Genomic DNA, 23,391 nt, shown 5'->3' with positions numbered 1-23,391 from the left:
CTCCTAGAGCGCGATGCGCTTGTTGTCGTTGATCGTGGAGAGCAATGTCTCGCGGAGCTGGTCGAGATAGCGATCGACGTCGTCCGCGTTCTCCAACACCCGGCCGGCTCCCGGCAGTGCAAGGCGCTTGATTGCGATGGTTTGCTTCGATGGGGCTGGCGCCGGTGCGGGGTGGGTACCCGCGCCCGCGCCGGGTGTTTCTGGCAGTTCCTGCGCAGGTGCTGCGGCGACGAGTTCGTCCAGGATCTCCGGATAGGTCGTGTCCGCGAACGTGGCTGCAACATTCCGAATGACCGGGATTTGTGTCTCACGTTGCACCCGGGCAAGTACGGCGTGCGCCTTACTTGTGACCGATCGCTGCGCAGCGTCGGATGCGTCCAAGAACGCCTTGCTAGCGGGCACCTGTTCCCAGCGTGCGTTGATGTCATCTGCTGCTTCTGCTCGTTGCCCGTCAACGATGGCGGCGATCTGGCCTTCGAGCGCCCAGACCGCGGTGCCGAGTTGGCTGATCTTGGCGCCACGGAAGACCTTGGGGTCTTCGAGCAGCAGCGCGACAGGATCCGTCGTCCCTACGGTCAGGTAGCCGATGTTCGACTGGTTAGCCTGCATGAACGTCGTGGCGCTGTCATAGATTCTTCGCTGGGCGCCGTTGAGGAACTGCTTGATCGGGTCAATTACGCTGTCCTTGGCATCGAGTAGCTCGTCCGCCCCAGGGAACTCGGTGATGAACCATTCGGCCGTGTGGTCGCACAGTTCGGTGAGCAACCTAACTGGTCCGTCGAGTTGGTCGATAAAGGGATAGCGCGAACCGGTGGTGAGCCCCTGGAGTTCGGCGAGCTTCTTGTCGAGGAGTTCTTTGCCGGTGCGAGCAAGTTCCAGCGGGTCCTTCGAAATCGCCCCCTCGTCGGTGAAGTCGACGACGAATTTGCGGAACGCGGTGACCGTCTTCTGGTCAAACACCCGCTGTGGCGCGATGACCATGTTCGGGTAGCTCTGGGTGTTGCGTAGCACGCCCGTGATCTCGGTGCGCTTGAGTAGCTTGCCGTTGAGCGTGATCTCAATTTTGGACCCGCCAGCGAGGTGGGCGACGGCCGCTGCGACCGACCACTGATCCCAGCCGTAGGGCTTGGTCGTGTACTTCTCAAGCAGGTGCTTCATCGTGACCTGCTCATGGCGCTTACCGCGCATCTCCAAGTGGCCGAGCACATCTTCACCGGGCACTGTGAGCAGGCTCGCCACATCGTCGATGAGCCCTCCGTCGGGCGGATTGACCAGTGTTGAGAGTTGTTGCTCGCTAAACGTCTTGCCGCCCAGCAGGGCAAGGTTCGTGTACGTCGCGGCGATCACCCGTTGGAACCCGTCGCTGATCCGGCCCACCGGCTCGGTTGCTGACACGTCGAGAACCCCTGCGTTGTGGACAAGGGTTGCGCGTCCGACGGCGGCGCGGAGGCGTTCGACGATTTCCTTCTCGCGCTCGGCGTTCTGGGTGCCTTTGGCCTGCAGAATGGTCTGCTCGATAGCGGTGCGGCTGCTGCCGTGCGCGCGCTTGATGTACTTCTCGGTCTTCAGCTGGAGACGCAGGTCTGCGAGGATGCGCTCGCTGTCGCCCGGAAGCACGACCCGCAGCTCGTCGAGCCCGGCGCTGTGCGCCTTGATCTGCTCCAAGCTGAACTCCGTATCGGGACTCGTGAAGTGCAAGGCCAGCTCGTGCTGCTTGCTCATCGATTGACCATCGAGCTTGTACCCGATCGGGAAGTTCTGACCGTTCTTCGAATAGACGACCTTTGTCATTTTCACGACGGACTGGGTGAGTAGATCCGAGAGCTTCTTTGACACCTCAGAAGAGTCGATGTCGACGTTCTTGATCTCCTGCTCGATCTTCTGCTCTTCATTGGTGAGGTAGTCGTACACATCGCCGTTGCGCTGAATGTAGGTCTGAACCTCCAGCGCCGCGAGCGCCTCGATCACGTCCTTCGACAGAGCCGTCAAATCGGTGCCGAAGTGGTCGTAGACCAGCACGGTGAGGTTGCGAGGCGACGCCTTAAAGCCGTCGACGTACTTGACGAGGAAGAGCGCCTTGAGTAGTCGGATCGCTAGCTCGCTAAGTTTGCCGCTGCTTTCGGCGTTCAAAATCGCGCGTTGGTTTGCTGACTTCAGTGATGCCCGGATGCCCGCGAACATCTGGTCAAACGAGGCAAGCTGCCCTAATGGCTTGTCGGCAAGCGCACTCGCGACCTCCTGCACGACGCCGAGCATCGACCGCTCACCGACTGAGCTGTTGCGGCCTTCGAAGATGTTGTGATCCGAAATTCCCTCGATCGCGGCTTGAAACAGGGGGAACTGGTAGCTCACGAATGGGTATGCGCCGACAAAGTGCTCTTCGTCGCGGTAGTTCGGATAGCGCCCCCCATCGACGAAGTCGAACAGAGTCTTGAAGTTTGCGTGCTCCGCCGCGTAGATCTCGGCGACCTGCGCCCCACCTGCATCGTTCTTGGCGAGGAGACGCTTGCGGATGACTTCCTCAACATCCTGGCTCGTGAGCTTGAGACGGTTCGCGAAGCGGGCCTGAATCTTGGAGAAGTCATTCGCCTGGCGCTTGGTGCGGTCGCCGCCGACCTTCTCCATGTCTTCCTGCGAAGTCACGAAGATCCAAGAACGGCCCTTGCACTTGGTGGCCAATGACTCAGCGATCGTCTGGAGATTCAGCATCAGCTGTGTGTTGTTGCCGATGAACTGGCCGACCTCGTCGACGAAGAAATTGAGGCGGAACCCGTCAGGCTGCTGCGCGAGCCAGCCCGCAACCTCATCAGCGAAATCCTCGATCGACACTGAGTACGACATGCTGTACTGACGGATGATCCCGGGGCTTGCGCTTCCGTTGACTTCAGCAAACGCTTTGTCAATGTTTCCCGCTTCCAGGGCGCTCTGCTCACGACCTTGCGACCATGGGATACCTGCGAGACGTTCGAATGCGTCCTTGAACACGTTGTACTGCCCGCGACCATCGAGGTCTCGCTCGAAGCGAGCGATGTGGCCCTGGTTTCCGTAGTATCCGCGGGACTCGTCGAAGATCTTGACGAAGACCTTCAACAGCGCGTCGTTCTGATCTTTGCTGATCAGGGTGGCCTTCTGATCGATATTGAACAGCAGGCTCTTGGCCGCAATGCTGTCGGACTTGGCGATCAGCGCCGGGAGGAACGCGTCGTCGGCCTTTGCTCGGAAATGCTCGGACACCTGGCCGCGCGGGTAGTCATGTCCGTCGATGTCCCCCAGCAGGTGGGCGAGCATCTTGAGGAGGTGGGACTTGCCGGAGCCGAAGAAGCCCGAGATCCACACGCCGTTTGCGTTGGTGTAGTTCGTGTATGCCTCAAGCGTCTCCACAACACCTTTAGCGGCCTCATTGGTGAGGACATACTCCTCAACCTCAACGCTGAGCTGAGAAGTGTCATCGGCCTTGATAACACCTTCGATAGGGCGCTGGATGTTCTTGGCGAAGATCTCGCTGATTTGGGTCATCGTCATGCTTCCTGTTCCAGAATGTCCTTGGCGCGGTAATAGCTGTCACGGGCACTGAGATTGAGGGCGCGGAGCTGGTGACCGCTTGCCTGGGTGAATTCGTACGTTCCTGGAAACCAGGCGAGCATCGGTTTGCCGACCACGACGCTTTGCAGGTTCTCCAGCACCGTATGTGTGCGGATGAAGGGAAAGACCTCGCCGATGCCCGTGAGGAAGACCATGTCGCTCGGGTTCTCGGCCAACTGCTCGCGGATGGCGGGCGCAAGGTGGTCATGCGGATCGAGCATTCCCTGTAGCGTCTCGCGGAACTCGTACTTGTCCTGTGTTGGCTCAAGGTCCAGGATTCGTTGCCATACGCCACGGTCGGTCAAGAGTTTGATAGCGAGGTCGTACAGGTTGATGTCGACGACAGTGAGACCGTCATCACTGCGGAGCTTGGTAATCACGCGGTCGCGGGCAGCCTCCACGTCCAGCGCCCACGCGGGCGGGTAATGATAGATGAAGAACGGGACTTCTTTGGAAAGGCCCTCCATGTTCAAGAACCGCTGACTGCGCAGTACATCGTAAACATGACTCTCCTCTACTTGGAGATTTCGCTCAGCTGTGATCTTCATCGCGGGCGCACCTCGGTCGGCAGATTGGTCGGGAGAAATCGAACATCGCTCGGGGTGCGAGCAGCCAGCGCGTCATAAACACGCTCAGACAGTACGGCCGGAAGGATGTCGTCGTCTTCGCTGCACAGTCCAGCCTCGTGGAGCATCCGGAATATGTTCTGGCGCACCTTGGTACGCGTGGATGGCTTCAACTCATCGAGTTCTGGATGCCAGAGATTTTTACCGGTGATGAACCGATCGAAGTGATCAGCACTGAGCGATGGGGTGAGCAACAGATACCGCTCACGGAGGACCTCCTCAGCGAAGTCTCCGATCAGCTCGTACCGGCGGCACGCCGCCACCCACATCAGGTGGCAACGCTCGGTGAGACTCGAATCGGCGAGGAGCTCCAGCTCAGCGTCGTCCAAGACGCTGAGCCGCTGGATCGTCTCCCGAATCACGCGCATGCTCGATGAGGTCGTGCGTGCCTGAAGGAGGTTCCCGTCCATGGCGACCTGCCGCACCATCCCCCAGTCGCGCTCACGCAAGTACACGGACGCGACCACATCAGCCTCACGAACTAGGAGGCCCCCGCTCGTGAAGGACAGCGCGTAGCGACCCTGCGCGTCGGTACTTATCGCCAACTGGTGCCTCCTTCCCGGTTTAGGGCAGTGGATCAGGATATGTGGAGCCTCCGACATCGAAGCCGGAGGTGATGAAGGTCGCAGAGTAAATCAGTCGGTATCAGCACCATTTGATGCGGCTGCGCCGCCGCCTCGAACCCAGTCGTCAACCTCGCTGGCCTGGAACTTCCACAGTCGGCCGATCTTGTGGGCGGGCATGCCCTTCTCAGCGATCCAGGTGTAGACGGTGTCCTTGGTGACGCCGAGATGGACAGCGATGTCGTCAGCTGACAGCCACGGTTCGGTCATATCAGTCCTCCATCTCGGCCCGTTGGGGGTCGACGTTCCCGATGATACCGGAGAGACAGCGGTTGAGTTGGGTTTCTCCGGGTGTGAACCGGCTCACTGCCCCTGGCAGATCGCGCTCGCATTCCGTTGCGGATCAAGAAACTAGCTGCTTCGCGGGGCAGGCGCTGACTGCAGAACGCCATCGCGTCCGGTCGGAGTTCCATGCAAGCGTGTGCCCTGCGTCAAAGGATTCCAGTTGGACAAGGTCAGGACGTCGATCGCGGAGTGCTTCCGAGACGTTGATAGGAGCCGAGTCATCCCTGGCGCTGTGAAGGATCAGCATGGGCACGGTGAGTTCGACGTCGCGAACGCCTTCCGGAACATGGGCGAGCTCGCGACCGTCTCGATCCGCGCGTTGATCGGCTGCGGCCGCTGCTTCGTGAAGTCCTCGCCCACACCGGCACGAACCCCCCAGTGCATCGTCGGCGCCGACCGCTCCCCGTCGCGCTCACGCACGACAGTCACGGGATTCGTTGGTGCCACGTTGTAGTTCGGTCGCAAACCCTCGAAGTCGGCGGAGACGTGATCCGGCAGCAGAGCCACCGTAGAGTCCTTGACGACGAACCGACCACACATGCGTCCGGCCTAGGGAGCGACCCACTTAGGCAGGGTGATCTCCGCTGCTTGCAATGCAGCACGGAACTCCGTGGCCGGCTGTCCGTCGCCCTCGAAGAGCCGCACCCGCAGGTCAGGCCACCTCCGGCGATATTCGATCGTGTCGTCGTGAACTCCGTTGAGGATCTCGCGTACGTCCTGAGAAGACTCGTGCTCCACACCGACGCTGCTGTTCTCGAGTCCAGCCTCAGCGTTCCACCACACCCCGCCGTCCTCCTCGTCAACGTGGCGGTAGACATCGACGTCGTAGAAGTGACTCATGACAGGAAGTCTCGTGGTCGCCCGGGCGGTTGGGCAACCGGGAGCGTCCCAGCATCCCTCGCGCGATGCTGACCCGTCGTCTCGTCGGAGTGGCGCAGGGCAGGTCGCTCTACCTACGCTCAGCCCATGACTGACGCACCCATAACTGTCAACACCCCCGATGGCCCCGGGACGAAGCTCGAATGGCCGAGTGAGCCGGGCGGGCCGTTCCGCAAGGTGCGGGGTTCAGGAGAAGGACTGAGAGCCGAGTCGATTCCCGTGGTTCCGGTTGAGCTCGCATCCGGTGAGGTGAAGTTATACCGCAAGGACAAAATTTAGCTAGGCGTAGAGGACTGAATCCCGGGGGCGTCAAACGGGACAGCTCGTTGGTGTCCTCTGCGAGCCTTTGCGGTGGCGGTGCTAGTTCGCGGGTGCAGGCGCGGCGGCGCGCAGGTACGCGTAGACGGTCTCTCTGCTGACGCCGTAGTCATTCGCCAAGACGGTCTTTGGGACGCCGGCTGCAACGCGCTCGAGGAGCTCGGCGACCTGCGCGGAAGAGAGCGAGCGGGCGCGGCCGCGGTAGGCGCCGCGCTGCTTGGCCAGGGCGATGCCTTCGCGTTGGCATTCTCGGATAAGTTCGCGTTCGAACTCCGCGAACGCGCCCATCATGTTCAGCAGTAGGTTCGCCATCGCGCTGTCCTCGCCCGTGAAGGTGAGCTGCTCCTTGACGAACTCGACGCGAACCTTCTTGTCCGTCAGTCGGCGCACCAGCCGGCGCAGATCCTCGAGATTCCTGGCGAGCCGATCCATGGAATGCACCAGCACGGTGTCCCCGTCGCGAACGAATCCGATCAACGCTTCGAGCTGTGGACGGTTCACGTCCTTGCCGGAGGCCTTGTCCTCGAACACCCGATCCAGCGTTATGCCATCGAGCTGGCGGAGCGTGCTCTGATCCAGCGTGCTGACCCGCATGTACCCGACCAGCTGACCCGACATGCCGCCTCCAACCCCTACTTGTCCAGTTGAAGTCAAAGAGTCACGGAGGCGAGTGCCAGACAAGATAAGAAGTGACCCTGGCTGGACGGGGTTCCGCGGACCTGCCTGACGTCTAGTTGGGATATACCTCACCGATGGCTCTCCGTCCCAGCGACTCAGCCCACGGCTTGCTGGACCAGCTTGTCAATCTGGCGCATGATCTGCGCGGGCGGTTCGTCGAGCGCGATGGCGTGGCAGACGATGGTCACGTTCGATTGCCTCGTCACGATGTGCTGTGGTGTTCCGTTGCCTGCGGCGTAGATGAGGTGGCCTTCGCTGACGCCGTGGCGGATACAGTAGGCGAGCATTTGGTAAATGTCGGCATTGGGGTACCCGGCGGGCTTCTCTGCCTTGTACTTCGCGTCGAATACGGCGGCAACTGTCCGGTCTCGCAGCCAAACTAGATCTGGTTTCACCAAGACCAGGTCGTCGCGATCGAGGTAGTCGCGTCTCTGCGACTGGATGGTCCCTCCGTAGGAGGCGGTGGCGCGAGCGATTTCTGCTCCGATGAAGCGCTCGAACAGGCTCGACATCGTCAGCAGGAAGCCGGACCCTGTGATGCTCGCGAGGCCGCGCTCGAGGGACGCGTCCTCAAGGATCAGGCGCGCGAATCCGAGAGCGGTGCGGTAGCGGCGGTTGCGGCGATCGAAGTGTGGCTGGGGGAGCGGCACGCCGCGCGTGAGTACCTCGGCATCAGCTAGCTCGGCATCTATTCGATAGAGGCGCTTTCGCAATGGCGCCGCGAGGTTCGGAAGCCGGAGCAGACGCCTTGCCGCGGAGCGAAGCATGCGGTTCTCGTCGATGTCGCTTGTGAAGTCGTCGTACGCCAGCTCGGCCGGGAGAGGTAGGCCGTGCCGGCGGCGGAGTTGCTCGGCGACGAGCCAGCGCCCACGAACCGTCGATTCAGCAGCACGATGCTCTCGGTAGGAGCGCAAAATGCCGTCGCGGAGGACGCGCTCCGAGGCGCGAGCGAACAGTTCGGCGATCGCGGGATAGAGGTCGGTGACGCTGTCGAGTGTCACCTCCTCCTCCCGCCAGTTGTTCCACTCGAGGGTTCTGGAGAGCAAGAAGAAGAGGGAGTGCAAGGGAACCTTCGGCTCGATGCGTAGCTCGACTGAGCCGAGCCGTACCACCCCCACCTTCTCGACACTGCTCAACAACCACTCCTGATTGCCGAGCGGCGTGACTGTGGCGATGCGCATCCTCGCGATTTCGGCGGCGGCGGCGTCGGGGAGATGCACACGTGCTGGCGGAGAGCTTTCGCGCAGCACAACATCTTGGATGTGGTCGGTCACTGATCGGAATTCAAGCGAAGGTGTCTGCGAAGCGAATCGAGGCCGTAATCGCGGTGGACGTCGCGGTCCTCTCCGTAGTGGTACTCCTCGAGTAGCGGGATGATCTCGTGCCGCCAGATTTCTTGGAGTCGCTCTTCGGAGAGGTCTCCGTCGGACGGCATCAGGTAGCTGGGTCCGATTCGAGCGGCGCGTTCTGGGATGCGTTCGTTCAGCATGGTCAGCAGTTGCGCTGCTTCGTCGGCCAGACCACGGCTCGCGAGCCACCGTGGCAGGACGCTCGCGGTCGGCTCGACGTCCGGATGCATCTCGAGGAAGGAGAAGCGGCGGCGCATGGCGCTATCCAAAAGCGCGATGGAACGGTCGGTCGTGTTCATCGTGCCAATGATGAAGACGTTTTTCGGCAACTTGAAACCGTCTTCGCTGCCGTACAGCAAAGCAATGCGTTCGTCGCGGTACTCGAGAAGGAAATAGAGCTCACCGAAGATTTTGGGCAGATTTCCCCGGTTGATCTCGTCGATCACGAAAACGTAGTTTCGGTCAGGGTTCTTCGCTGCGTCGCGAGCGATGCGCCGGAACGGGCCTTCCTTCAGCTCGTAGCTCAGGGAGCCGTTCGAGGAGATCGGACGGTATCCCTCCACGAAGTCCTCGTATGAGTAGCTGGGGTGAAACTGCACGAGCAGTGTTTCCGCGCCAGCAGCGACGTGTGCCGCGAGTTTGCGGGCAAGGAAGGTTTTCCCGGTTCCGGGCGGGCCGTGCAGGATGATCTGGCGGCGCCGCTCCAGCAGGTCGAGCGTCATCTGAGGCCACTGCGGCCCCATGAAGAGACTCTCGGCGAGTGCGGAAGTGACACGTGGGAAGGGCGAACTTTGTCCCGCTTCGTCGACGCCGACTTCGTCTACATCGAGGGAGGGGCCGAGTGTGGGCAGGAGGTCTGCTTCGGCTTCGGGCTTCCAGGCGGATTTCAGTGGCTCTTCGTAGTAGGCGACAGCCCCTCCGGTCTTGATCTGAAGGGCGATCGTGATGGCGAGGAGGTCACGATCAAGGTCCCCGCTCTCGACACCGCCGACCTCGCCGATGAACGCATCTCGGATCGCCGTCTTGTGCGCATCCGAGACGATGCTCACGTAAGTCTCCGGGTGCATCAGGTAAAGCAGCGCAGACCTCTGGCTGGGGAAGCGCTCACCGGGGATGCGGCGCACGAAGTCCCGCATCGCCCACGGATCCGCGAGCAGATCTTCTTTCTCCTCAGCCTCGAGACGAGTCCACGATGCGACGAAGGCGACGAGGATCGATACAGCCGCTCCGAGCGCGCTGGCCATACGTGTTCCTGGGTTGAAGGAGCCCGCACTGAACGCTCGATCGACTTCGGCGGGGATGCGCACTGGGTGATCCATCAGGTTCAGCATGAAGGTCACCCGATCGCGCTTTGCCTTCTCGCCAATGGCGCCGATGGACGCAGGCAACAGTTGCAGCGCAACGAGTTCAGCCATCAGCAAGCGAGCGCCATCGCTCGCATCGCGGAGCTGTACGGCCACCTTGCCGAGGAAACCCTCGCCGTCTTTGCCGTCGGACTCCACGAACCGGCGCATCAACTCGTCTGCGACGTCTTTCGTCCAGACGGTGCGTCCGGGAGAGAAGACGGATGCGCCGTCGCTCAACCCACGCTCGACGAACAGTGCCGCAGCGCGAAGGATCTCCTCCTGCGCCTCGTTCTGCGGGACGATGCCGCTCGTGAGCGACGCGGCACGCGCTGAATCGCGAGAGTGACTCCAGGCGGTGTAGCGGTTGCGGGCTTCAACTCGAAGTCGGTCAGCGTCAGGTTCGCGCTCGAGGACGTCCCGGCCATCAAGAGTGATTGACCAGCCGGTCGTGCGATCCTTCATCATCCAACCCGCCTTGACGAACTCGGCGGTAGTCCACGCCCAAGCGGTCATACCGCGAGGAGCCCCGTTCGTGTTCGCTTCGGTTTCCACCTCCGTTAGAGGGAACCGCTCGAGGATTTGAGTCCAGAGCAGGGCCCGTGGCACAGCTGTCCCAGCTTCCGCCAGAAGCTCGAGGGTGAGACGCGAACGCGCGGCGGAAAAGTCTGTCTTCGCCATGGGATCTCCTCGCTATTCTGCGCGGAGTCGAGCCCTGCGCAAGTGCAATCGAACCATGCAACGGCGGATTAGGAGGCGCCGTCGCCTCGAATGACATTAGCTTCCCGAGACGCGCGGTCGCAGGCGATGCCTGAGCGCTCATCGGATCTGCCTCCGCGTGTTGCATCAGTGGATTCGATCGAGTCTTGATTGCTCTACTCACACCGCCACCCTGCTGAGGGAACGCGGGACACCCGATTGTCCTTCTAGGCGCATCGGAAGCATCAGTGTGCCCTTGCGTGAGGGGGGGCGCCTGTCGCGGTGCGCCCCATCAATCTCCTACTTCCGCCGGTTCAGCACCTTCGTCCCCACCCCCGCGATTGCCGCTCCGACGACAGGTGCCACGATGAACACCCACACCTGCCCCAGCGCATCCGGCCCCGCGAACACTGCGGCGGCGATGGACCGCGCCGGGTTCACCGACGTGTTGCTCACCGGGATGCTGATCAGGTGCACGAGGGTCAGCGTGAAGCCGATGGCGAGCGGTGCGACGGCCTTGTACTCGCTCTTCGCGGTGACCGAGAGGATGACGGCGACGAAGACGGCGGTCAGGACGATCTCGGTCAGCAGGACCGCGCCGAGGCCGAAGCCGCCGGGGGAGGCGGCGCCGTAGCCGTTGGAGGCGAAGCCGGAGTCGCGGGCGGCCGCGAGGTAGCCGGCGGGGCGGTCGGCGGCGACGAGGAAGACCATTCCAGCTCCGACGAGTCCACCGAGGATCTGGCTGATGATGTAGCCGGGGATGTGCTTCCACTCGGTCCGGCCGGCGATGGCGAGGCCGATGCTGACGGCGGGGTTGAAGTGGCCGCCGGAGATGTGGCCGACGGCGTAGATGCCGGCCATGACGGTGAGGCCGAAGGCGAGGGCGACGCCGAGGAAGCCGACTCCGAGCGCGTTGCCGGAGTCGGGGAAGGCGGAGGCGAAGACCGCGGTGCCGACGCCGCCGGCGACCAGGAGGAAGGTGCCGAACGCCTCCGACGCGTAGCGCGCTCCGGCCGAGTACTGCTCGGCGTGCTCGGTGCGCTGCTCGCTCGTGGTGCGGCTGGCGGTGTGGGGGCGGGCCATGATCGTTCTCTCTCTCGGGTCGGGGGGTGCCTGCGGGGTCTCCGGGCACCGGGACACTCCAGCACCAGCCAGCCGGGCCGGAGCCGGGACGCGGAGGGCTCTCAGATTCCGCCGTACGACGGTTCCGTGAGCGGCCTGGAGTCACTCGCTCGGCGGCCATCCCGGGCGCCCCTGCACAAGCGTCCGTCACCGTAGCGACCGGCCGACGCCTGCGCGTCCCAGCACCGGGGACAGGCGGGAAACAGGCTCCAGGTGGCACGCGCACCGCCTCGTCCACCTCCCTCTTCTCGTCCGCCCACCTCCCTGCTACGGTGCTCTGAACCGGTTTACAAAACCGGTTCAGGCGCGGCGACGAGCGAAGGAGCTCCTATGGCGGGCAGACCGACGATCCTCGACGTCGCGCGCGAGGCCGGCGTGAGCAAGGCGCTCGTCTCGTTCGCGCTCAACGACCGGCCGGGCGTCTCGCCCGACTCCCGCGAGCGGATCCTCCGCGTCGCCGCCGAGCTCGGCTACCGGCCCAGCCTCACCGCCCGCTCCCTCTCCACCAGCGTCTCGTTCGCGGTGGGCCTCGTCGTGGCGCGCGACCCGGCGGTCATCGCGGCCGACCCGTTCTTCCCCTCCTTCATCTCGGGAGTGGAGCGGGTGCTCGCCGAGCGCGGCCGGGTGCTGGTGCTCAGCGTCGTCGACCCGGGCGCCTCCGAGGAGGCCGTCTACCGCACGCTCGCGGCCGACCGCCGCGTCGACGGGGTGTTCCTCACCGACCTCCGGCAGGACGACTCCCGGCCGGCGCTGCTCGCCGAGCTGCAGATCCCGGCCGTCACGCTCGGGCGGCTGGAGGGCTCCTCCTCACCCGCCGTCGTGATGGACGACTCCGCCGGGATCGCGGACGCCGTCCGGCACCTGGCGGAGCTCGGCCACCGCCGCATCGCCCACGTCGCGGGGCCCAACCACCTGCTCCACTCCTCCCGCCGCCGCGACGCCTTCACAGAAGCCTGCACGGTGGTGGGACTCGAACCCACCACCCCCATCGCTACCGACTTCAGCGCGGAGCAGGGCGCGGCAGCCACGGAGCGCCTCCTCGACAGCCCGACCCCGCCCACCGCGATCGTCTTCGGCAACGACCCGATGGCCATCGCCGGGCTCGGCGTCGCGCACGCCCGCGGGCTCCGGCTCCCCGACGACCTCTCGATCACGGGCTTCGACGACTCCGAGATCGCCGCCCACGTCTACCCGTCGCTGACCTCGGCCCGCACGCGCCCCGCGCGCTGGGGCGAGGAGGCCGCCCGCACGCTGCTCGACCTCATCGAGTCCGGCAGCGCCCCCGACGTCGACCTCGAGCCCGCCGGCCTCGTGGTGCGCCACTCGACCGCTCCTCCGCGGCCGTCGACCCACTGAAGACGCGTGCGCACCGTCGCGCACGCCGGACAAGGAGAACACCATGGCCCCCTCGACGACGAGACGCTGGCTGACCGGGATCGCCACCGCCTCCCTCGCGACCCTCGCCCTCACCGCCTGCAGCGGTGGTGGCGGAGCGTCGACCGACCTCACCGCCACCGGCCCGATCACCATCTGGTACTCGAACAACGAGCAGGAGGTGCAGTGGGGCAAGGCGATGGTCGACGCGTGGAACGCGGATCACCCGGACGAGGAGATCACCGGGCAGGAGATCCCCGCGGGCAAGAGCAGCGAGGAGGTCATCGGAGCCGCGATCACGGCCGGCAACGCGCCGTGCCTCGTCTTCAACACGGCCCCGAGCGCGGTCGGCCAGTTCGAGCGCCAGGGCGGACTCGTCGACCTCTCGAAATTCGACGGCGGCGCCGACTACATCGAGACCCGCAGCGGCGACCTCGCGGAGCAGTACCAGAACGCCGACGGCGAGTACTTCCAGATGCCGTGGAAGAGCAACCCGGTCGTCATCTTCTACAACAAGGACCTCTTCGCGAAGGCGGGCCTCGACCCCGAGAACCCGTCGCTGTCGACCTACGACGACTTCCTCGCCACGTCGAAGACGCTGGTCGAGTCGGGAGCCGCCCCCGCCGCGATCCAGCCCGCGCCCACGAGCGAGTTCTTCCAGACCCAGTTCGACTTCATGCCGCTCTACGCCGCGGCCACCGGAGGGACGAGCCTCGTCGAGGACGGCAAGGCCACCTTCGCCGACGACGACGGCTACGAGGTCGCCGACTTCTGGAAGAGCCTCTACGACCAGGGCCTCGCCGGCCGCGAGCAGTACCAGGGCGACGCCTTCGCCGACGGCCAGGCCGCGATGTCGATCGTCGGCCCGTGGGCGGTCTCGGTCTACGACGACCTGAACTGGGGCTCCGTCTCGGTGCCCACCCCCGACGGCACGCCCGCCGAGGACACCTGGACCTTCAGCGACGCGAAGAACGTCGGCCTCTACTCCGCCTGCGCCAACAAGGGCACGGCGTGGGAGGTGCTGAAGTTCGCGACCAGCGAGGAGCAGGACCGCTCGCTGCTCGAGACCACCGGGCAGATGCCGCTGCGCACCGACCTGCAGACCACCTACGCCGTCTACTTCGAGGCGAACCCCGCCTACCAGCGCTTCGGCGACCAGGCGAGCCGCACCATCGAGGTGCCGTCCGGACCGAACACCGTGCAGATGCTGCAGGCGATCCGCGACGCGTGGGGCAAGACGGTCATCTTCGGCGAGGGCGACGTGAAGACGGCGCTCGACGGAGCGGCCGAGACCGTCACCGGGCTCGCCGGCCAGCAGTGACCCGGCCGTGACCACCCTCACCCGCCGGCCCGCGCCGGCCGGGGCACCGGGGAAGCGGAGCCTGGTGCACCGCGTCCTCGGGCCCCAGCCCCTCGGGCTGCTGTTCGGCAGCCCCTACCTCCTCTTCGTGCTCGCGGTCTTCGCGTTCCCGGTCGTCTACTCGGTCTGGATCGCGTTCCACGACTTCTTCTTCGCAGCTCCCGGCGTGCAGGTGGAGCGGCCCTTCGTCGGCCTCGACAACTTCGTCGCGGCGTTCTCGAGCCCGCAGGTCATCCGCTCCTTCGGCAACATCGGGATCTTCCTGGTGATCAACGTGCCGCTGACGGTGGTGCTCTCGCTCCTTCTCGCCGCGGCGCTCGACAAGGTCGTGCACCTGCGGACGTTCCTCCGCGTCAGCTTCTACGTGCCCTACGTCACGGCGAGCGTCGCGGTCGTCGGCGTCTGGCTGTTCCTCTTCAACGGGAACGGGCTGGTCAACAGCCTCCTCGGGCCGCTCGCGCCGAACCCGTCGTGGCTGATCAACGAGCAGCTCGCAATGCCGATCATCGCTCTCTACGTCACCTGGAAGCAGCTCGGGTTCTACATCCTGCTGTACCTGGCGGCGCTCCAGAACGTGCCGAAGGAGCTCTACGAGTCGGCCTCGACCGACGGCGCCGGACGCATCCGCCAGTTCTGGTCGGTGACCGTGCCGAGCGTGCGGCCGGCGACCCTCCTGGTGCTGCTGGTGTCGACCGTCACCGGGGCGAACCTCTTCACCGAGCCCTACCTCCTCACCGGCGGAGGCGGCCCCAACGGCGCGTCCGCCTCGCCCGTGCTGCTGATGTACCAGCTCGGGATCCAGCAGGGGCAGCCCGACGTGGCCTCGGCCATCGGCGTGGTCCTGGTGCTGCTGGTGCTGGTCATCGCCTATCTGCAGAACCGCTTCGCGGGGGAGAGGAACTCATGAGCACCCTGTCCAGTGCCGGAGGCGCCGCCTCGGCCGTGCCCGCCGCCGTCGCCCCCGAGAAGTCGCCGCGGAGGCGTCCCGTCGGCTCCAGCCGCGGAGCCGTGATCCTGCGCGGAGTCGTGCTCGCGATCGGCGCGATCGTCTTCCTCTTCCCCTTCTACTACATGATCGTCGGCTCCCTGCAGACGGATCCGGACCCCACGTTGGCCGGAGGGATCCCGGAGCCGGGCAACCTCACGCTCGACAACTACGTCAACGTGAACGAGCGGATCAGCCTGCTCACCGGACTGGTCAACTCCGGGATCTTCACCGGCGGCGTGCTGCTGTGCACGGTGTTCTTCGGCGTCCTCGCCGGATACGCGCTCGCGATGCTGCAGTGGCGGGGGCGCAACGCGGTGTTCGCGCTCGCGCTGCTGGTGCAGGTCATCCCGTTCCAGCTGCTGCAGATCCCGCTCTACGTGCTGATCGCGCGCGACTACGGCCTCGCGGACAGCCACCTCGGGATGATCCTGCCGTTCGCCATCAACTCGACGGCGGTGATCATCTTCCGGCAGTACTTCCTGCAGCTCCCCAAGGAGCTGTTCGAGGCGGCCCGGATCGACGGCGCCGGCGAGCTGAAGCTGCTGTGGACCATCGCGCTCCCGCTGGTGCGGCCCGCGCTGGTGACCGCCGTGCTGCTGACCTTCATCGGCCCCTGGAACGAGTTCCTCTGGCCGTTCCTCATCACCAAGGACGCGTCGCTGCAGCCGCTCGCCGTGTCCCTGGCCAACTACATCTCGAACGTGGCGTCGTCGACCGACAACCCGTTCGGGGCGATCCTCGCGGGAGCCGTCGTGCTCGCCGCGCCCGTCGTGGTGCTGTTCATCGTGTTCCAGCGCTACTTCGTCTCGACCGATCTCGGATCCGGAGTGAAAGGCTGACCATGTCTCCCACCCTCACCACTGTCCCCTACCGTCTCGAGCGCGTCGGCGTCGTGATGGAGCCCGCCCCGGGCGACGAGCTCGAAGCCGAAGGGGTGCTCAACCCCGGCAGCGGCCGCGGACCCGACGGCGAGCTGTACCTCCTGCCCCGGATGGTCGCCGCCGGCAACGTCTCCCGCGTGGGCCTCGCCCGCGTGATCGTCGAGGGCGGCGTGCCCGTCGGAGTCGAGCGCGAGGGCGTCGTGCTCGCGCCCGACCGCGGCTTCGAGCGCGGCGCGCACAACGCCGGCGTCGAGGATCCGCGGATCACCTTCATCGAGGCGCTCGGCCTGCACGTGATGACGTACGTCGCCTACGGGCCGCTCGGGCCCCGGACGGCGCTCGCCGTGTCGGAGGACCTCCGCGACTGGCGGCGCCTGGGCCCGGTGACCTTCGCCTACGACGACGCGCTCGACATCGACCTGGGCCTGTTCCACAACAAGGACTGCGTGTTCTTCCCCGAGATCGTCGCCGCCCCGGACGGCACCCGCTCGTTCGCGGTGCTGCACCGGCCGATGTGGGACCTCGGCGAGACGCGGCCGGGCGAGGGCGTGCGCCTCCCGGCCGGGATCGAGGACCCGCGGCAGAGCATCTGGATCAGCTACGTGCCGGTGGACGAGGTCGACCGCGACCTGGCGAGCCTCACGCGCTGGACGCGGCACCGGTTCCTCGCGGGCCCGGAGTTCCCGTTCGAGGAGCTGAAGGTCGGCGGCGGCCCCGCGCCGCTGCGCGTGCCCGAGGGGTGGCTGCTCATCCATCACGGGGTCACCGGAGTGATCGACAGCGCCTTCGCGCAGCAGCAGCACGTGAACTACTCGGCCGGAGCGATCCTCCTCGACGGCGATGACCCGTCGAGGGTGATCGCGCGCACCGCCGAGCCGCTGCTCGAGGCCGAGACGGAGGAGGAACGCAGCGGGATCGTCCCGAACGTCGTCTTCCCGACGGCGATCGAGGAGATCGACGGACAGCACTACGTCTTCTACGGCATGGCCGACTCGAAGATCGGCGCGGCCCGCCTCGTCCGGACGGACGGCTGACGCCGCTGATCGAGTCCGCCGGCGCCTCCCGCTGATCGAGCAGCCCGTACCGCGGGCCTATCGAGATCCGCCCCCCGCACCCCACCCAAGGAGAGTTCGATGACGAACACGCTCACCAGATCGGCGGCCGTCCTGGCCGCCGCCGCCCTCACCGTCGGGGGCCTCGCCCTCGGCGCGACCCCCGCGCAGGCGGCCGAGCCGCTGACGAACACGGCGCACCTCGACTTCCTCCTCGACACCGCCACTCCGGTGCCCGAGCCCGGCCACACCACCTACCGGCTCGACGAGGAGCCGACCCTGGTGATGCCGTGGACCTACGCCGACGCCCGTGACGGCGGCACCTTCGAGCGCGTCGGCGGCGGTCGCCTCGATCCGGCGACCGGCGACTACGAGCAGGGTGCGTTCAACACCGACGACATCTCGCGCGCCGCCGTCGTCTACCTCCGCCACTGGCAGCAGACCGGATCGACCGAGAGTCGCGAGAAGGCCTTCGAGACGCTCCGCGCCCTCGCCTACTTCCAGACCACCGAGGGCGACGACGCCGGGAACGTGGTGCTCTGGATGCAGACCGACGGGGAGCTGAACGCGAGCGCCGAGCCGGTCGAGCTGCCGGATCCGAGCGACTCCGAGGACAGCTACTGGCTCGCCCGCACCCTCTGGGCGCTCGGCGAGGGCTACGCGGCGTTCCGCGACACGGATCCGGAGTTCGCCGCCTTCCTGCAGGAGCGGCTGCGGCTCGGCGTCGCGGCGGTCGACCGCGAGGTGCTCACGCGCTACGGCGAGTACGCGCAGGCCGACGGCGTGCGGGTGCCGGCCTGGCTGATCGTCGACGGCGCCGACGCCACCTCGGAGGCGCTGCTCGGCCTCTCCGCCTACCTCGAGGCCGCCCCCGACGACTCCGCGGTCCGCACGAGCACGGCCGAGCTCGCCGAGGGCGTCGCCGCCTACGCCCGCACCACGACGACGGAAGCGGACACCACCGCCTGGCCGTACGGCGCGATCCTCCCGTGGACGAAATCGCGCACGCTCTGGCACTCCTGGTCGTCGCAGATGGCCGGCGGACTCGCCGCGTCGTCCGCGGCGCTCGATGACTCCTCCCTCCTCGAGCCCGCGATCGTCGACGGCGCCCGCTTCGCTCCGGAGCTGCTCACCGCCGGCGGCCCCGACAACGGCTGGAACCCCACTCCGACCGACCGCGTGCAGATCGCCTACGGAGCCGACTCCCGCCTGCAGAACTCGCTCGCCCTGGCCGACGCCACCGACTCCAGCGCTTTCACCGACCTCGCGGCCGTGCAGGGCGCCTGGTTCTTCGGCCTGAACCGCAGCCTCGGCCCGGTCTACGACCCGGCCACCGGAGTCGTCTTCGACGGCGTCCAGGCCGACGGGTCCGTCAACCGCAACAGCGGCGCCGAGAGCACGATCCACGGCCTGCTGGCGATGCTGGCGCTCGACGAGCACCCGGAGGTCGCCGACCGTGCGCGCTCCGTCGCCACCGAGCGCTCGCGCGACGGGCTGACGCTGGTCGAGGCGGAGAGTGCGCGCGGTGGCACCGTCGTCACGCCCGAGTCGTCCTGGACGGGGGAGGCCGGCTGGAGCGGCTCGTACCTCTCGCTGACCGACCCGCGCCGCGCGGTGTCGATCCCGATCGGCTCGTCCACGCAGGACCGCGTGGTGGAGGCCGTCATCGACCAGCCGCAGCGCGGCACGGAGCGCACGCCGCTGAGCGTCTGGACGTCCGGCAAGCGCCCGCTCGACCTGCTCCGCTCGACCGTCGGGTCGCAGGGGGTGACGGAGGCGTCGGGCGCGCTGCTCCCGGAGAAGCTCCGCCGCACCGTGCCGGCCGGCTCGTCGAGCGTCGAGGTCCGCCCGCTGAGCGGCCGGACGCGCCTCGATGCGCTGCTGGTGCGCCCGCTGGTGACGCGCCTCGTGGTCGGAGGAGAGGGCGGCCGCACCGAGCTGATCCGCAACTCCACCGACGGGGTGCGCACCACGGCGATCGGCGTCTCGGGCGGCTCCGGCACCCTGCGCGTCTACTCGCAGGACGGCGCGCTCGTGAGCGAGACGTCGCCGTCCGGAGCCGTCTCCGTGCAGCTGCCCGCGCAGGGCTTCGCGGTGCTGGTGGGCTGAGGTCGGCCTGCTGGTCGAGTAGCCGCTACTCGATCGGCAGGGGGCGGTGAGTCCATGGAAGTCGCGGTACTCGCGTTCGAGTACCGCGACTTCTGCGTTCTCGTGGGGCGAGGGCGGCGGGGAGGCGCGCGGCTGGGCGCGGACCATCAAATCGATGAGAGCGCTCTCTCGAAAACGCTTGACCTCTCCGCGGGGGCGTGCGTAAGCTCGCCGCACACCTCGTGAGAGCGCTCTCACATACGCGGAACAGCACGCGTGAGAGCGCTCCCAGGGGTGCCCCACCACCATCACGAAGGAGTGACCGTGCCCTATTCACGACGCACCAGGATCGCCGCGGCGATCGCCGGCGCCTCGGCCCTCGCCCTGATCGTCACCGGATGCTCGTCGGGATCCGACGCCTCCGAGGGCGGCGAGATCGAGCTGACCGTCACCACGTTCAACGCCATGGGCTTCGACGAGCTCTACGGCGAGTACGAGGACGCCAACCCGGGGATCACCATCGTCCCGAACAACATCGACACCGGCGGCAACGCGCGGACCGACGCGTTCACCAAGCTCGCCGCCGGGTCCGGACTCGCCGACGTCGTCGCCATCGAGGAGGGCTGGCTCGGCTCCGTCATGGAGGTCTCGGACCAGTTCGTCGACCTGCGCGACCACGGCATCGAGGACCGCAAGGCCGACTGGGTCGACTGGAAGTACGAGCAGGCGACCGACCCCGAGGGACGCGTCATCGGCTACGGCACCGACATCGGACCCGAGGGCCTCTGCTACAACACCGCCGCCTTCGAGGCAGCGGGCATGCCCACCGACCGCGCCGCAGTCGCCGAGATGCTCGGCGGACCGGACGCGACCTGGGACGACTACTTCGCCGCCGGCCAGAAGTACCACGACGCGACCGGCAAGGCCTGGTTCGACCACTCCGGATTCGTCTGGAACGCCATGGTCAACCAGCTGCCCGAGGGGTACTACACCTCCGACGGCGAGCTGAACGTCGAGGGCAACCCGGAGCTCGAGGAGCGCTGGGGCCAGCTGACCGACGCCACCGCCTCCGGCCTCTCGGCCGCGCAGAAGGCGTGGGACTGGAACAAGGGCAAGTCGTTCACCGACCAGACCTTCGCCACCTTCGTCTGCCCGGGCTGGATGTTCGGCACGCTGAAGAGCAACGTCGAGGCCGGCGGCGGGAAGGCCGAGGCCACCGGCTGGGACTTCGCCGACGTCTTCCCCGGCGGCCCCGCCAACTGGGGCGGCTCGTTCCTCTCGGTTCCGACCCAGTCGAAGCACCCCGCCGAGGCCGCCGCGCTGGCGTCGTGGCTCAGTGAGCCGGAGCAGCAGCTGAAGGCGTTCGAGGCGGCCGGACCGTTCCCGAGCACCCTCGACGCGCAGAAGGAGCTCGCCTCGGCGGCCGCTCCCGACCCCGGCATGAACGACTCCCCGACCGGCGCGATCCTCGCGCAGCGCGCCGAGGGCGTCGTCGCCCAGTACAAGGGCCCGGACGACTCGCTGATCCAGGAGAACGTCTTCGGACCGGTCCTGCAGAAGGTCGACCGCGGCGAGATCGACGGCAAGGAGGGCTGGAACGAGGCGCTCCAGCTCCTCGGTGAGCTCGTCGACTGATCCTTTCGGGCCGACGCCCGGGGGCTGACGCCTCCGGGCCGACGCCCGGGGGCTGACGCCTCCGGGCCGACGCCCACCCGATCCGGGAGGTCCGGTCGCCACCGGACCTCCCGGTCCCCGTGCGGCCGGGCCGTCCGCATCCCGGGCCACCTCGCCGCCGGGAGAAACGCTGCCGCCCGCCGGCCGAGGCCTCTCCGGCCCCGCTGCCCGCGACTCCTCCCGGCCGGCCCCGCCGCACGAGAGACTCCGGCCCCGCCGCATCCCCTCCGACTCCGACTCGACCTCGAAGAGAGCGCCATGACGAGCACACTCACCCCGCCGACCACGGCGACGCCCCCCGCGGGGAAGCGGCGCCCGGCGCCCCGACTCCCGCTGACCTTCCGCCAGCGCGCGAGCCGCTTCGACGTGAAGGCCTCGCCCTACCTCTACATCTCGCCGTTCTTCCTGCTCTTCGCGCTCACCGGAGCGTTCCCGCTGGTCTACACGCTCGTCGTGTCGCTCTACGACTGGCAGCTGCTGCAGGGCCAGGGCGACTTCGTCGGGTTCGCGAACTTCGCGGCCGTGCTCGGCGACCGCTTCTTCTGGAACTCGATCGTCAACACGCTGAGCATCTTCCTGCTCTCCACGATCCCGCAGCTCGCCGTCGCGCTGCTGCTCGCAGCCGCCCTCGACCAGGCGCTGCGGGCCAGCACCTTCTGGCGGATGAGCGTCCTGCTGCCGTACATCGTCTCGCCGGTCGCGGTCGCGCTGATCTTCTCGAGCGTGTTCAGCGACCAGGAGGGCCTGATCAACAACCTGATCGGCCTGGTGGGCATCAGCCCGATCGAGTGGACGAACGACCGCCTCGCCAGCCACGTCGCGATCGCGACGATGGTCAACTGGCGCTGGACCGGCTACAACGCCCTCATCCTCCTCGCCGCCATGCAGGCCGTGCCGCGCGAGCTGCACGAGTCGGCCGCGATCGACGGAGCGAACGCGTTCCGCCGCTTCCGCTCGATCACGATCCCCAGCATCCGGCCGACCCTGATCTTCGTGATCATCACCGCCACCATCGGCGGCCTGCAGATCTTCGCGGAGCCGCGCCTGTTCGACGTGTCGAACGCGGGCGGCATCGGCGGCTCGGACCGGCAGTTCCAGACCACCGTCCTCTACCTCTGGGAGATGGCGTTCTTCCGCCAGAACTTCGGTGAGGCGGCCGCGATCGCGTGGCTGCTGTTCCTCCTGATCGTGCTGATCGGCCTGCTGAACTTCGCGATCTCGCGGCGGATCGCCTCCGTCGAGAACCGGATCTCGCAGCGCTCGAAGCGGCGCTCCGCCCGCCCCGCGACCGCCGACGAGATCGCCGCCGCGGACCCCCTGCTCACCACCACCGGCCTCGGCCAGAACGAGAGCGAGCGATGACCACCTCCGCCGCCTTCCCGGTGCGCCGCGTCCGCGCCTCCCGCGCCGGCCGCGTCGACCGGCCCGGCTTCCTCACGTACGGGCTGCTGAGCGCCTTCATCCTCGGCTCGACCTATCCGCTGTGGTGGTCGTTCGTCGTGGCGAGCGGCTCGAACGCGACCCGCAGCGAGACCCTGCCGCTCGTCCCCGGCGGCAACTTCCTCGCCAACGCCTCGCAGGTGCTGACGGCGATCCCGTTCTGGACGGCGCTGCTGAACAGCGTCATCGTCTCGGGGATCATCACGCTGTCGGTCGTGTCGTTCTCGACGCTCGCCGGCTACGCCTTCGCGAAGCTGCGGTTCCGCGGGCGCGACGGCCTGATGATCGGAGTGGTCGCGACCATGGCGATCCCGACGCAGCTGGGCATCATCCCGCTGTTCATCCTGATGCGGCAGCTCGGCTGGACGGGCTCGCTCGGCGCCGTGATCGTGCCGACGCTGGTCACCGCGTTCGGCGTGTTCTTCATGCGGCAGTACCTGGTCGACGTGATCCCGGACGAGCTGATCGAGGCGGCGCGCGTGGACGGAGCGAACCAGTTCCGGACGTTCCTCACCGTCGCCGTCCCGGCGGCACGACCGGCGATGGCGATCCTCGGGCTCTTCACGTTCATGATGGCGTGGACCGACTTCCTCTGGCCGCTGATCGTCCTCAGCCCCACGAATCCGACCCTGCAGACGGCGCTCGCGCAGCTGCAGTCGGGCTACTACGTCGACTACTCGATCGTGCTGGCCGGCGCCGTGCTCTCGGTGATCCCGCTGCTGGTGCTGTTCCTGCTCGCCGGACGCCAGCTCATCGCGGGCATCATGAGCGGAGCGGTGAAGGGCTGAGGCCCGGAGACTCCCGCGGGACCGGGTCGGGGGACATCGGACCGCGGGACGGGGGCCTCGGGCCCGGGGCCGTGGTGCTCCGGGTCCGGGGGTCGGGAGCTGCGGGGAGGGATCGGGCCGTGGACTGAGCGGTCGGCGGGTTCTCGACCCGGCCGGTCGTCGTGCTCGGAGCATCCCGACCACTGCCGCGCAGGATTCCGCCGATCACGCCCCGTTCGGGCCTCCTGGCCCGACCTGCCGCC

General features: G+C 66.8%; 20 protein-coding genes. 10 read left to right on the top strand and 10 right to left on the bottom strand.

Features of this window, described 5'->3' with window-relative positions:
• Nucleotides 1-3: 3 nt before the first annotated feature.
• From brxC to C5B93_RS04540, 6 genes are all read right to left on the bottom strand, one after another.
• Complete coding sequence (brxC, locus tag C5B93_RS04570) at nt 4-3,516, bottom strand: BREX system P-loop protein BrxC (protein WP_104291918.1); 3,513 nt, start codon at nt 3,514-3,516, stop codon at nt 4-6.
• A 2-nt stretch (nt 3,517-3,518) separates the two neighbouring features.
• Complete coding sequence (locus C5B93_RS04565) at nt 3,519-4,130, bottom strand: DUF1788 domain-containing protein (RefSeq protein ID WP_104291917.1); 612 nt, start codon at nt 4,128-4,130, stop codon at nt 3,519-3,521.
• A complete protein-coding gene (locus C5B93_RS04560; RefSeq protein WP_258068131.1) occupies nt 4,127-4,753 on the bottom strand; it encodes a DUF1819 family protein in 627 nt (208 codons plus the stop codon). Before C5B93_RS04560 ends, C5B93_RS04565 begins: the two co-directional genes overlap by 4 nt.
• A 90-nt stretch (nt 4,754-4,843) precedes the next feature.
• A complete protein-coding gene (locus tag C5B93_RS04555; RefSeq protein WP_104291915.1) occupies nt 4,844-5,041 on the bottom strand; it encodes a helix-turn-helix domain-containing protein in 198 nt (65 codons plus the stop codon).
• A gap of 315 nt (nt 5,042-5,356) precedes the next feature.
• Nucleotides 5,357-5,623, bottom strand: a complete 267-nt coding sequence (locus C5B93_RS04545; RefSeq protein WP_258068130.1) for an SOS response-associated peptidase — start codon at nt 5,621-5,623, stop codon at nt 5,357-5,359.
• A gap of 42 nt (nt 5,624-5,665) precedes the next feature.
• A complete protein-coding gene (locus tag C5B93_RS04540; RefSeq protein ID WP_104291913.1) occupies nt 5,666-5,956 on the bottom strand; it encodes a hypothetical protein in 291 nt (96 codons plus the stop codon).
• A gap of 126 nt (nt 5,957-6,082) precedes the next feature.
• On the opposite strand from C5B93_RS04540, the gene C5B93_RS16910 reads away from it, so the two are divergent.
• Nucleotides 6,083-6,274, top strand: coding sequence for a hypothetical protein (locus C5B93_RS16910; protein ID WP_146078437.1), 192 nt, complete (start codon nt 6,083-6,085; stop codon nt 6,272-6,274).
• 81 nt (nt 6,275-6,355) lie between these two features.
• Here the strand turns inward: C5B93_RS16910 and C5B93_RS04535 are convergent, their stop codons facing one another.
• The 4 genes from C5B93_RS04535 to aqpZ all read right to left on the bottom strand — a co-directional run bounded on the left by C5B93_RS04535 (nt 6,356) and on the right by aqpZ (nt 11,465).
• Complete coding sequence (locus tag C5B93_RS04535) at nt 6,356-6,931, bottom strand: recombinase family protein (RefSeq protein WP_104291912.1); 576 nt, start codon at nt 6,929-6,931, stop codon at nt 6,356-6,358.
• A gap of 155 nt (nt 6,932-7,086) precedes the next feature.
• Entirely contained in the window at nt 7,087-8,265 is a 1,179-nt protein-coding gene (locus C5B93_RS04530; RefSeq protein ID WP_146078436.1) for an McrC family protein, read from the bottom strand.
• Nucleotides 8,262-10,364 (bottom strand): McrB family protein, encoded by a 2,103-nt coding sequence (locus C5B93_RS04525; RefSeq protein WP_104291910.1) that lies wholly within the window; start codon nt 10,362-10,364, stop codon nt 8,262-8,264. The genes C5B93_RS04530 and C5B93_RS04525 overlap by 4 nt, the downstream gene beginning before the upstream one ends.
• 318 nt (nt 10,365-10,682) lie before the next feature.
• Nucleotides 10,683-11,465, bottom strand: coding sequence for an aquaporin Z (aqpZ, locus tag C5B93_RS04520; protein WP_104291909.1), 783 nt, complete (start codon nt 11,463-11,465; stop codon nt 10,683-10,685).
• A gap of 369 nt (nt 11,466-11,834) precedes the next feature.
• Between aqpZ and C5B93_RS04515 the strand changes: the two genes are divergently transcribed.
• The 9 genes from C5B93_RS04515 (at nt 11,835) to C5B93_RS04475 (ending at nt 23,149) form a co-directional block, all read left to right on the top strand.
• A complete protein-coding gene (locus C5B93_RS04515; RefSeq protein ID WP_104291908.1) occupies nt 11,835-12,860 on the top strand; it encodes a LacI family DNA-binding transcriptional regulator in 1,026 nt (341 codons plus the stop codon).
• 43 nt (nt 12,861-12,903) lie between these two features.
• Nucleotides 12,904-14,199: an extracellular solute-binding protein gene (locus C5B93_RS04510; protein WP_104291907.1), complete on the top strand. Its 1,296-nt coding sequence runs from the start codon at nt 12,904-12,906 to the stop codon at nt 14,197-14,199.
• 7 nt (nt 14,200-14,206) lie between these two features.
• On the top strand, nt 14,207-15,145 hold the full coding sequence (locus C5B93_RS04505) for a carbohydrate ABC transporter permease (RefSeq protein WP_104291906.1): 939 nt from the start codon (nt 14,207-14,209) through the stop codon (nt 15,143-15,145).
• Nucleotides 15,142-16,065: a carbohydrate ABC transporter permease gene (locus tag C5B93_RS04500; protein WP_104291905.1), complete on the top strand. Its 924-nt coding sequence runs from the start codon at nt 15,142-15,144 to the stop codon at nt 16,063-16,065. Before C5B93_RS04505 ends, C5B93_RS04500 begins: the two co-directional genes overlap by 4 nt.
• A 2-nt stretch (nt 16,066-16,067) precedes the next feature.
• Nucleotides 16,068-17,141, top strand: coding sequence for a glycosidase (locus C5B93_RS04495; RefSeq protein ID WP_104260547.1), 1,074 nt, complete (start codon nt 16,068-16,070; stop codon nt 17,139-17,141).
• A gap of 99 nt (nt 17,142-17,240) precedes the next feature.
• Complete coding sequence (locus C5B93_RS04490; protein ID WP_104291904.1) at nt 17,241-19,268, top strand: hypothetical protein; 2,028 nt, start codon at nt 17,241-17,243, stop codon at nt 19,266-19,268.
• 303 nt (nt 19,269-19,571) lie between these two features.
• On the top strand, nt 19,572-20,882 hold the full coding sequence (locus tag C5B93_RS04485; protein ID WP_104291903.1) for an ABC transporter substrate-binding protein: 1,311 nt from the start codon (nt 19,572-19,574) through the stop codon (nt 20,880-20,882).
• Between the two features lie 297 nt (nt 20,883-21,179).
• Complete coding sequence (locus C5B93_RS04480; protein WP_104247219.1) at nt 21,180-22,283, top strand: carbohydrate ABC transporter permease; 1,104 nt, start codon at nt 21,180-21,182, stop codon at nt 22,281-22,283.
• Nucleotides 22,280-23,149, top strand: a complete 870-nt coding sequence (locus C5B93_RS04475; protein ID WP_104291902.1) for a carbohydrate ABC transporter permease — start codon at nt 22,280-22,282, stop codon at nt 23,147-23,149. The genes C5B93_RS04480 and C5B93_RS04475 overlap by 4 nt, the downstream gene beginning before the upstream one ends.
• Nucleotides 23,150-23,391 lie beyond the last annotated feature (242 nt).

Origin of the sequence: Rathayibacter sp. AY1A2, assembly GCF_002930935.1 — a bacterium.
In the GTDB taxonomy this organism is placed as follows: Bacteria; Actinomycetota; Actinomycetes; order Actinomycetales; family Microbacteriaceae; genus Rathayibacter.
This window is presented reverse-complemented; position numbering and strand designations above follow the sequence as displayed.

What these genes read in the sequence shown, in the direction of transcription:
- brxC (WP_104291918.1), bottom strand. Translation starts at nt 3,516, where the DNA reads ATGACCCAAATCAGCGAGATCTTCGCCAAGAACATCCAGCGCCCTATC.
- C5B93_RS04565 (WP_104291917.1), bottom strand. Translation starts at nt 4,130, where the DNA reads ATGAAGATCACAGCTGAGCGAAATCTCCAAGTAGAGGAGAGTCATGTT.
- C5B93_RS04555 (WP_104291915.1), bottom strand. Translation starts at nt 5,041, where the DNA reads ATGACCGAACCGTGGCTGTCAGCTGACGACATCGCTGTCCATCTCGGC.
- C5B93_RS04540 (WP_104291913.1), bottom strand. Translation starts at nt 5,956, where the DNA reads ATGAGTCACTTCTACGACGTCGATGTCTACCGCCACGTTGACGAGGAG.
- C5B93_RS16910 (WP_146078437.1), top strand. Translation starts at nt 6,083, where the DNA reads ATGACTGACGCACCCATAACTGTCAACACCCCCGATGGCCCCGGGACG.
- C5B93_RS04535 (WP_104291912.1), bottom strand. Translation starts at nt 6,931, where the DNA reads ATGTCGGGTCAGCTGGTCGGGTACATGCGGGTCAGCACGCTGGATCAG.
- C5B93_RS04525 (WP_104291910.1), bottom strand. Translation starts at nt 10,364, where the DNA reads ATGGCGAAGACAGACTTTTCCGCCGCGCGTTCGCGTCTCACCCTCGAG.
- aqpZ (WP_104291909.1), bottom strand. Translation starts at nt 11,465, where the DNA reads ATGGCCCGCCCCCACACCGCCAGCCGCACCACGAGCGAGCAGCGCACC.
- C5B93_RS04515 (WP_104291908.1), top strand. Translation starts at nt 11,835, where the DNA reads ATGGCGGGCAGACCGACGATCCTCGACGTCGCGCGCGAGGCCGGCGTG.
- C5B93_RS04510 (WP_104291907.1), top strand. Translation starts at nt 12,904, where the DNA reads ATGGCCCCCTCGACGACGAGACGCTGGCTGACCGGGATCGCCACCGCC.
- C5B93_RS04500 (WP_104291905.1), top strand. Translation starts at nt 15,142, where the DNA reads ATGAGCACCCTGTCCAGTGCCGGAGGCGCCGCCTCGGCCGTGCCCGCC.
- C5B93_RS04495 (WP_104260547.1), top strand. Translation starts at nt 16,068, where the DNA reads ATGTCTCCCACCCTCACCACTGTCCCCTACCGTCTCGAGCGCGTCGGC.
- C5B93_RS04490 (WP_104291904.1), top strand. Translation starts at nt 17,241, where the DNA reads ATGACGAACACGCTCACCAGATCGGCGGCCGTCCTGGCCGCCGCCGCC.
- C5B93_RS04480 (WP_104247219.1), top strand. Translation starts at nt 21,180, where the DNA reads ATGACGAGCACACTCACCCCGCCGACCACGGCGACGCCCCCCGCGGGG.
- C5B93_RS04475 (WP_104291902.1), top strand. Translation starts at nt 22,280, where the DNA reads ATGACCACCTCCGCCGCCTTCCCGGTGCGCCGCGTCCGCGCCTCCCGC.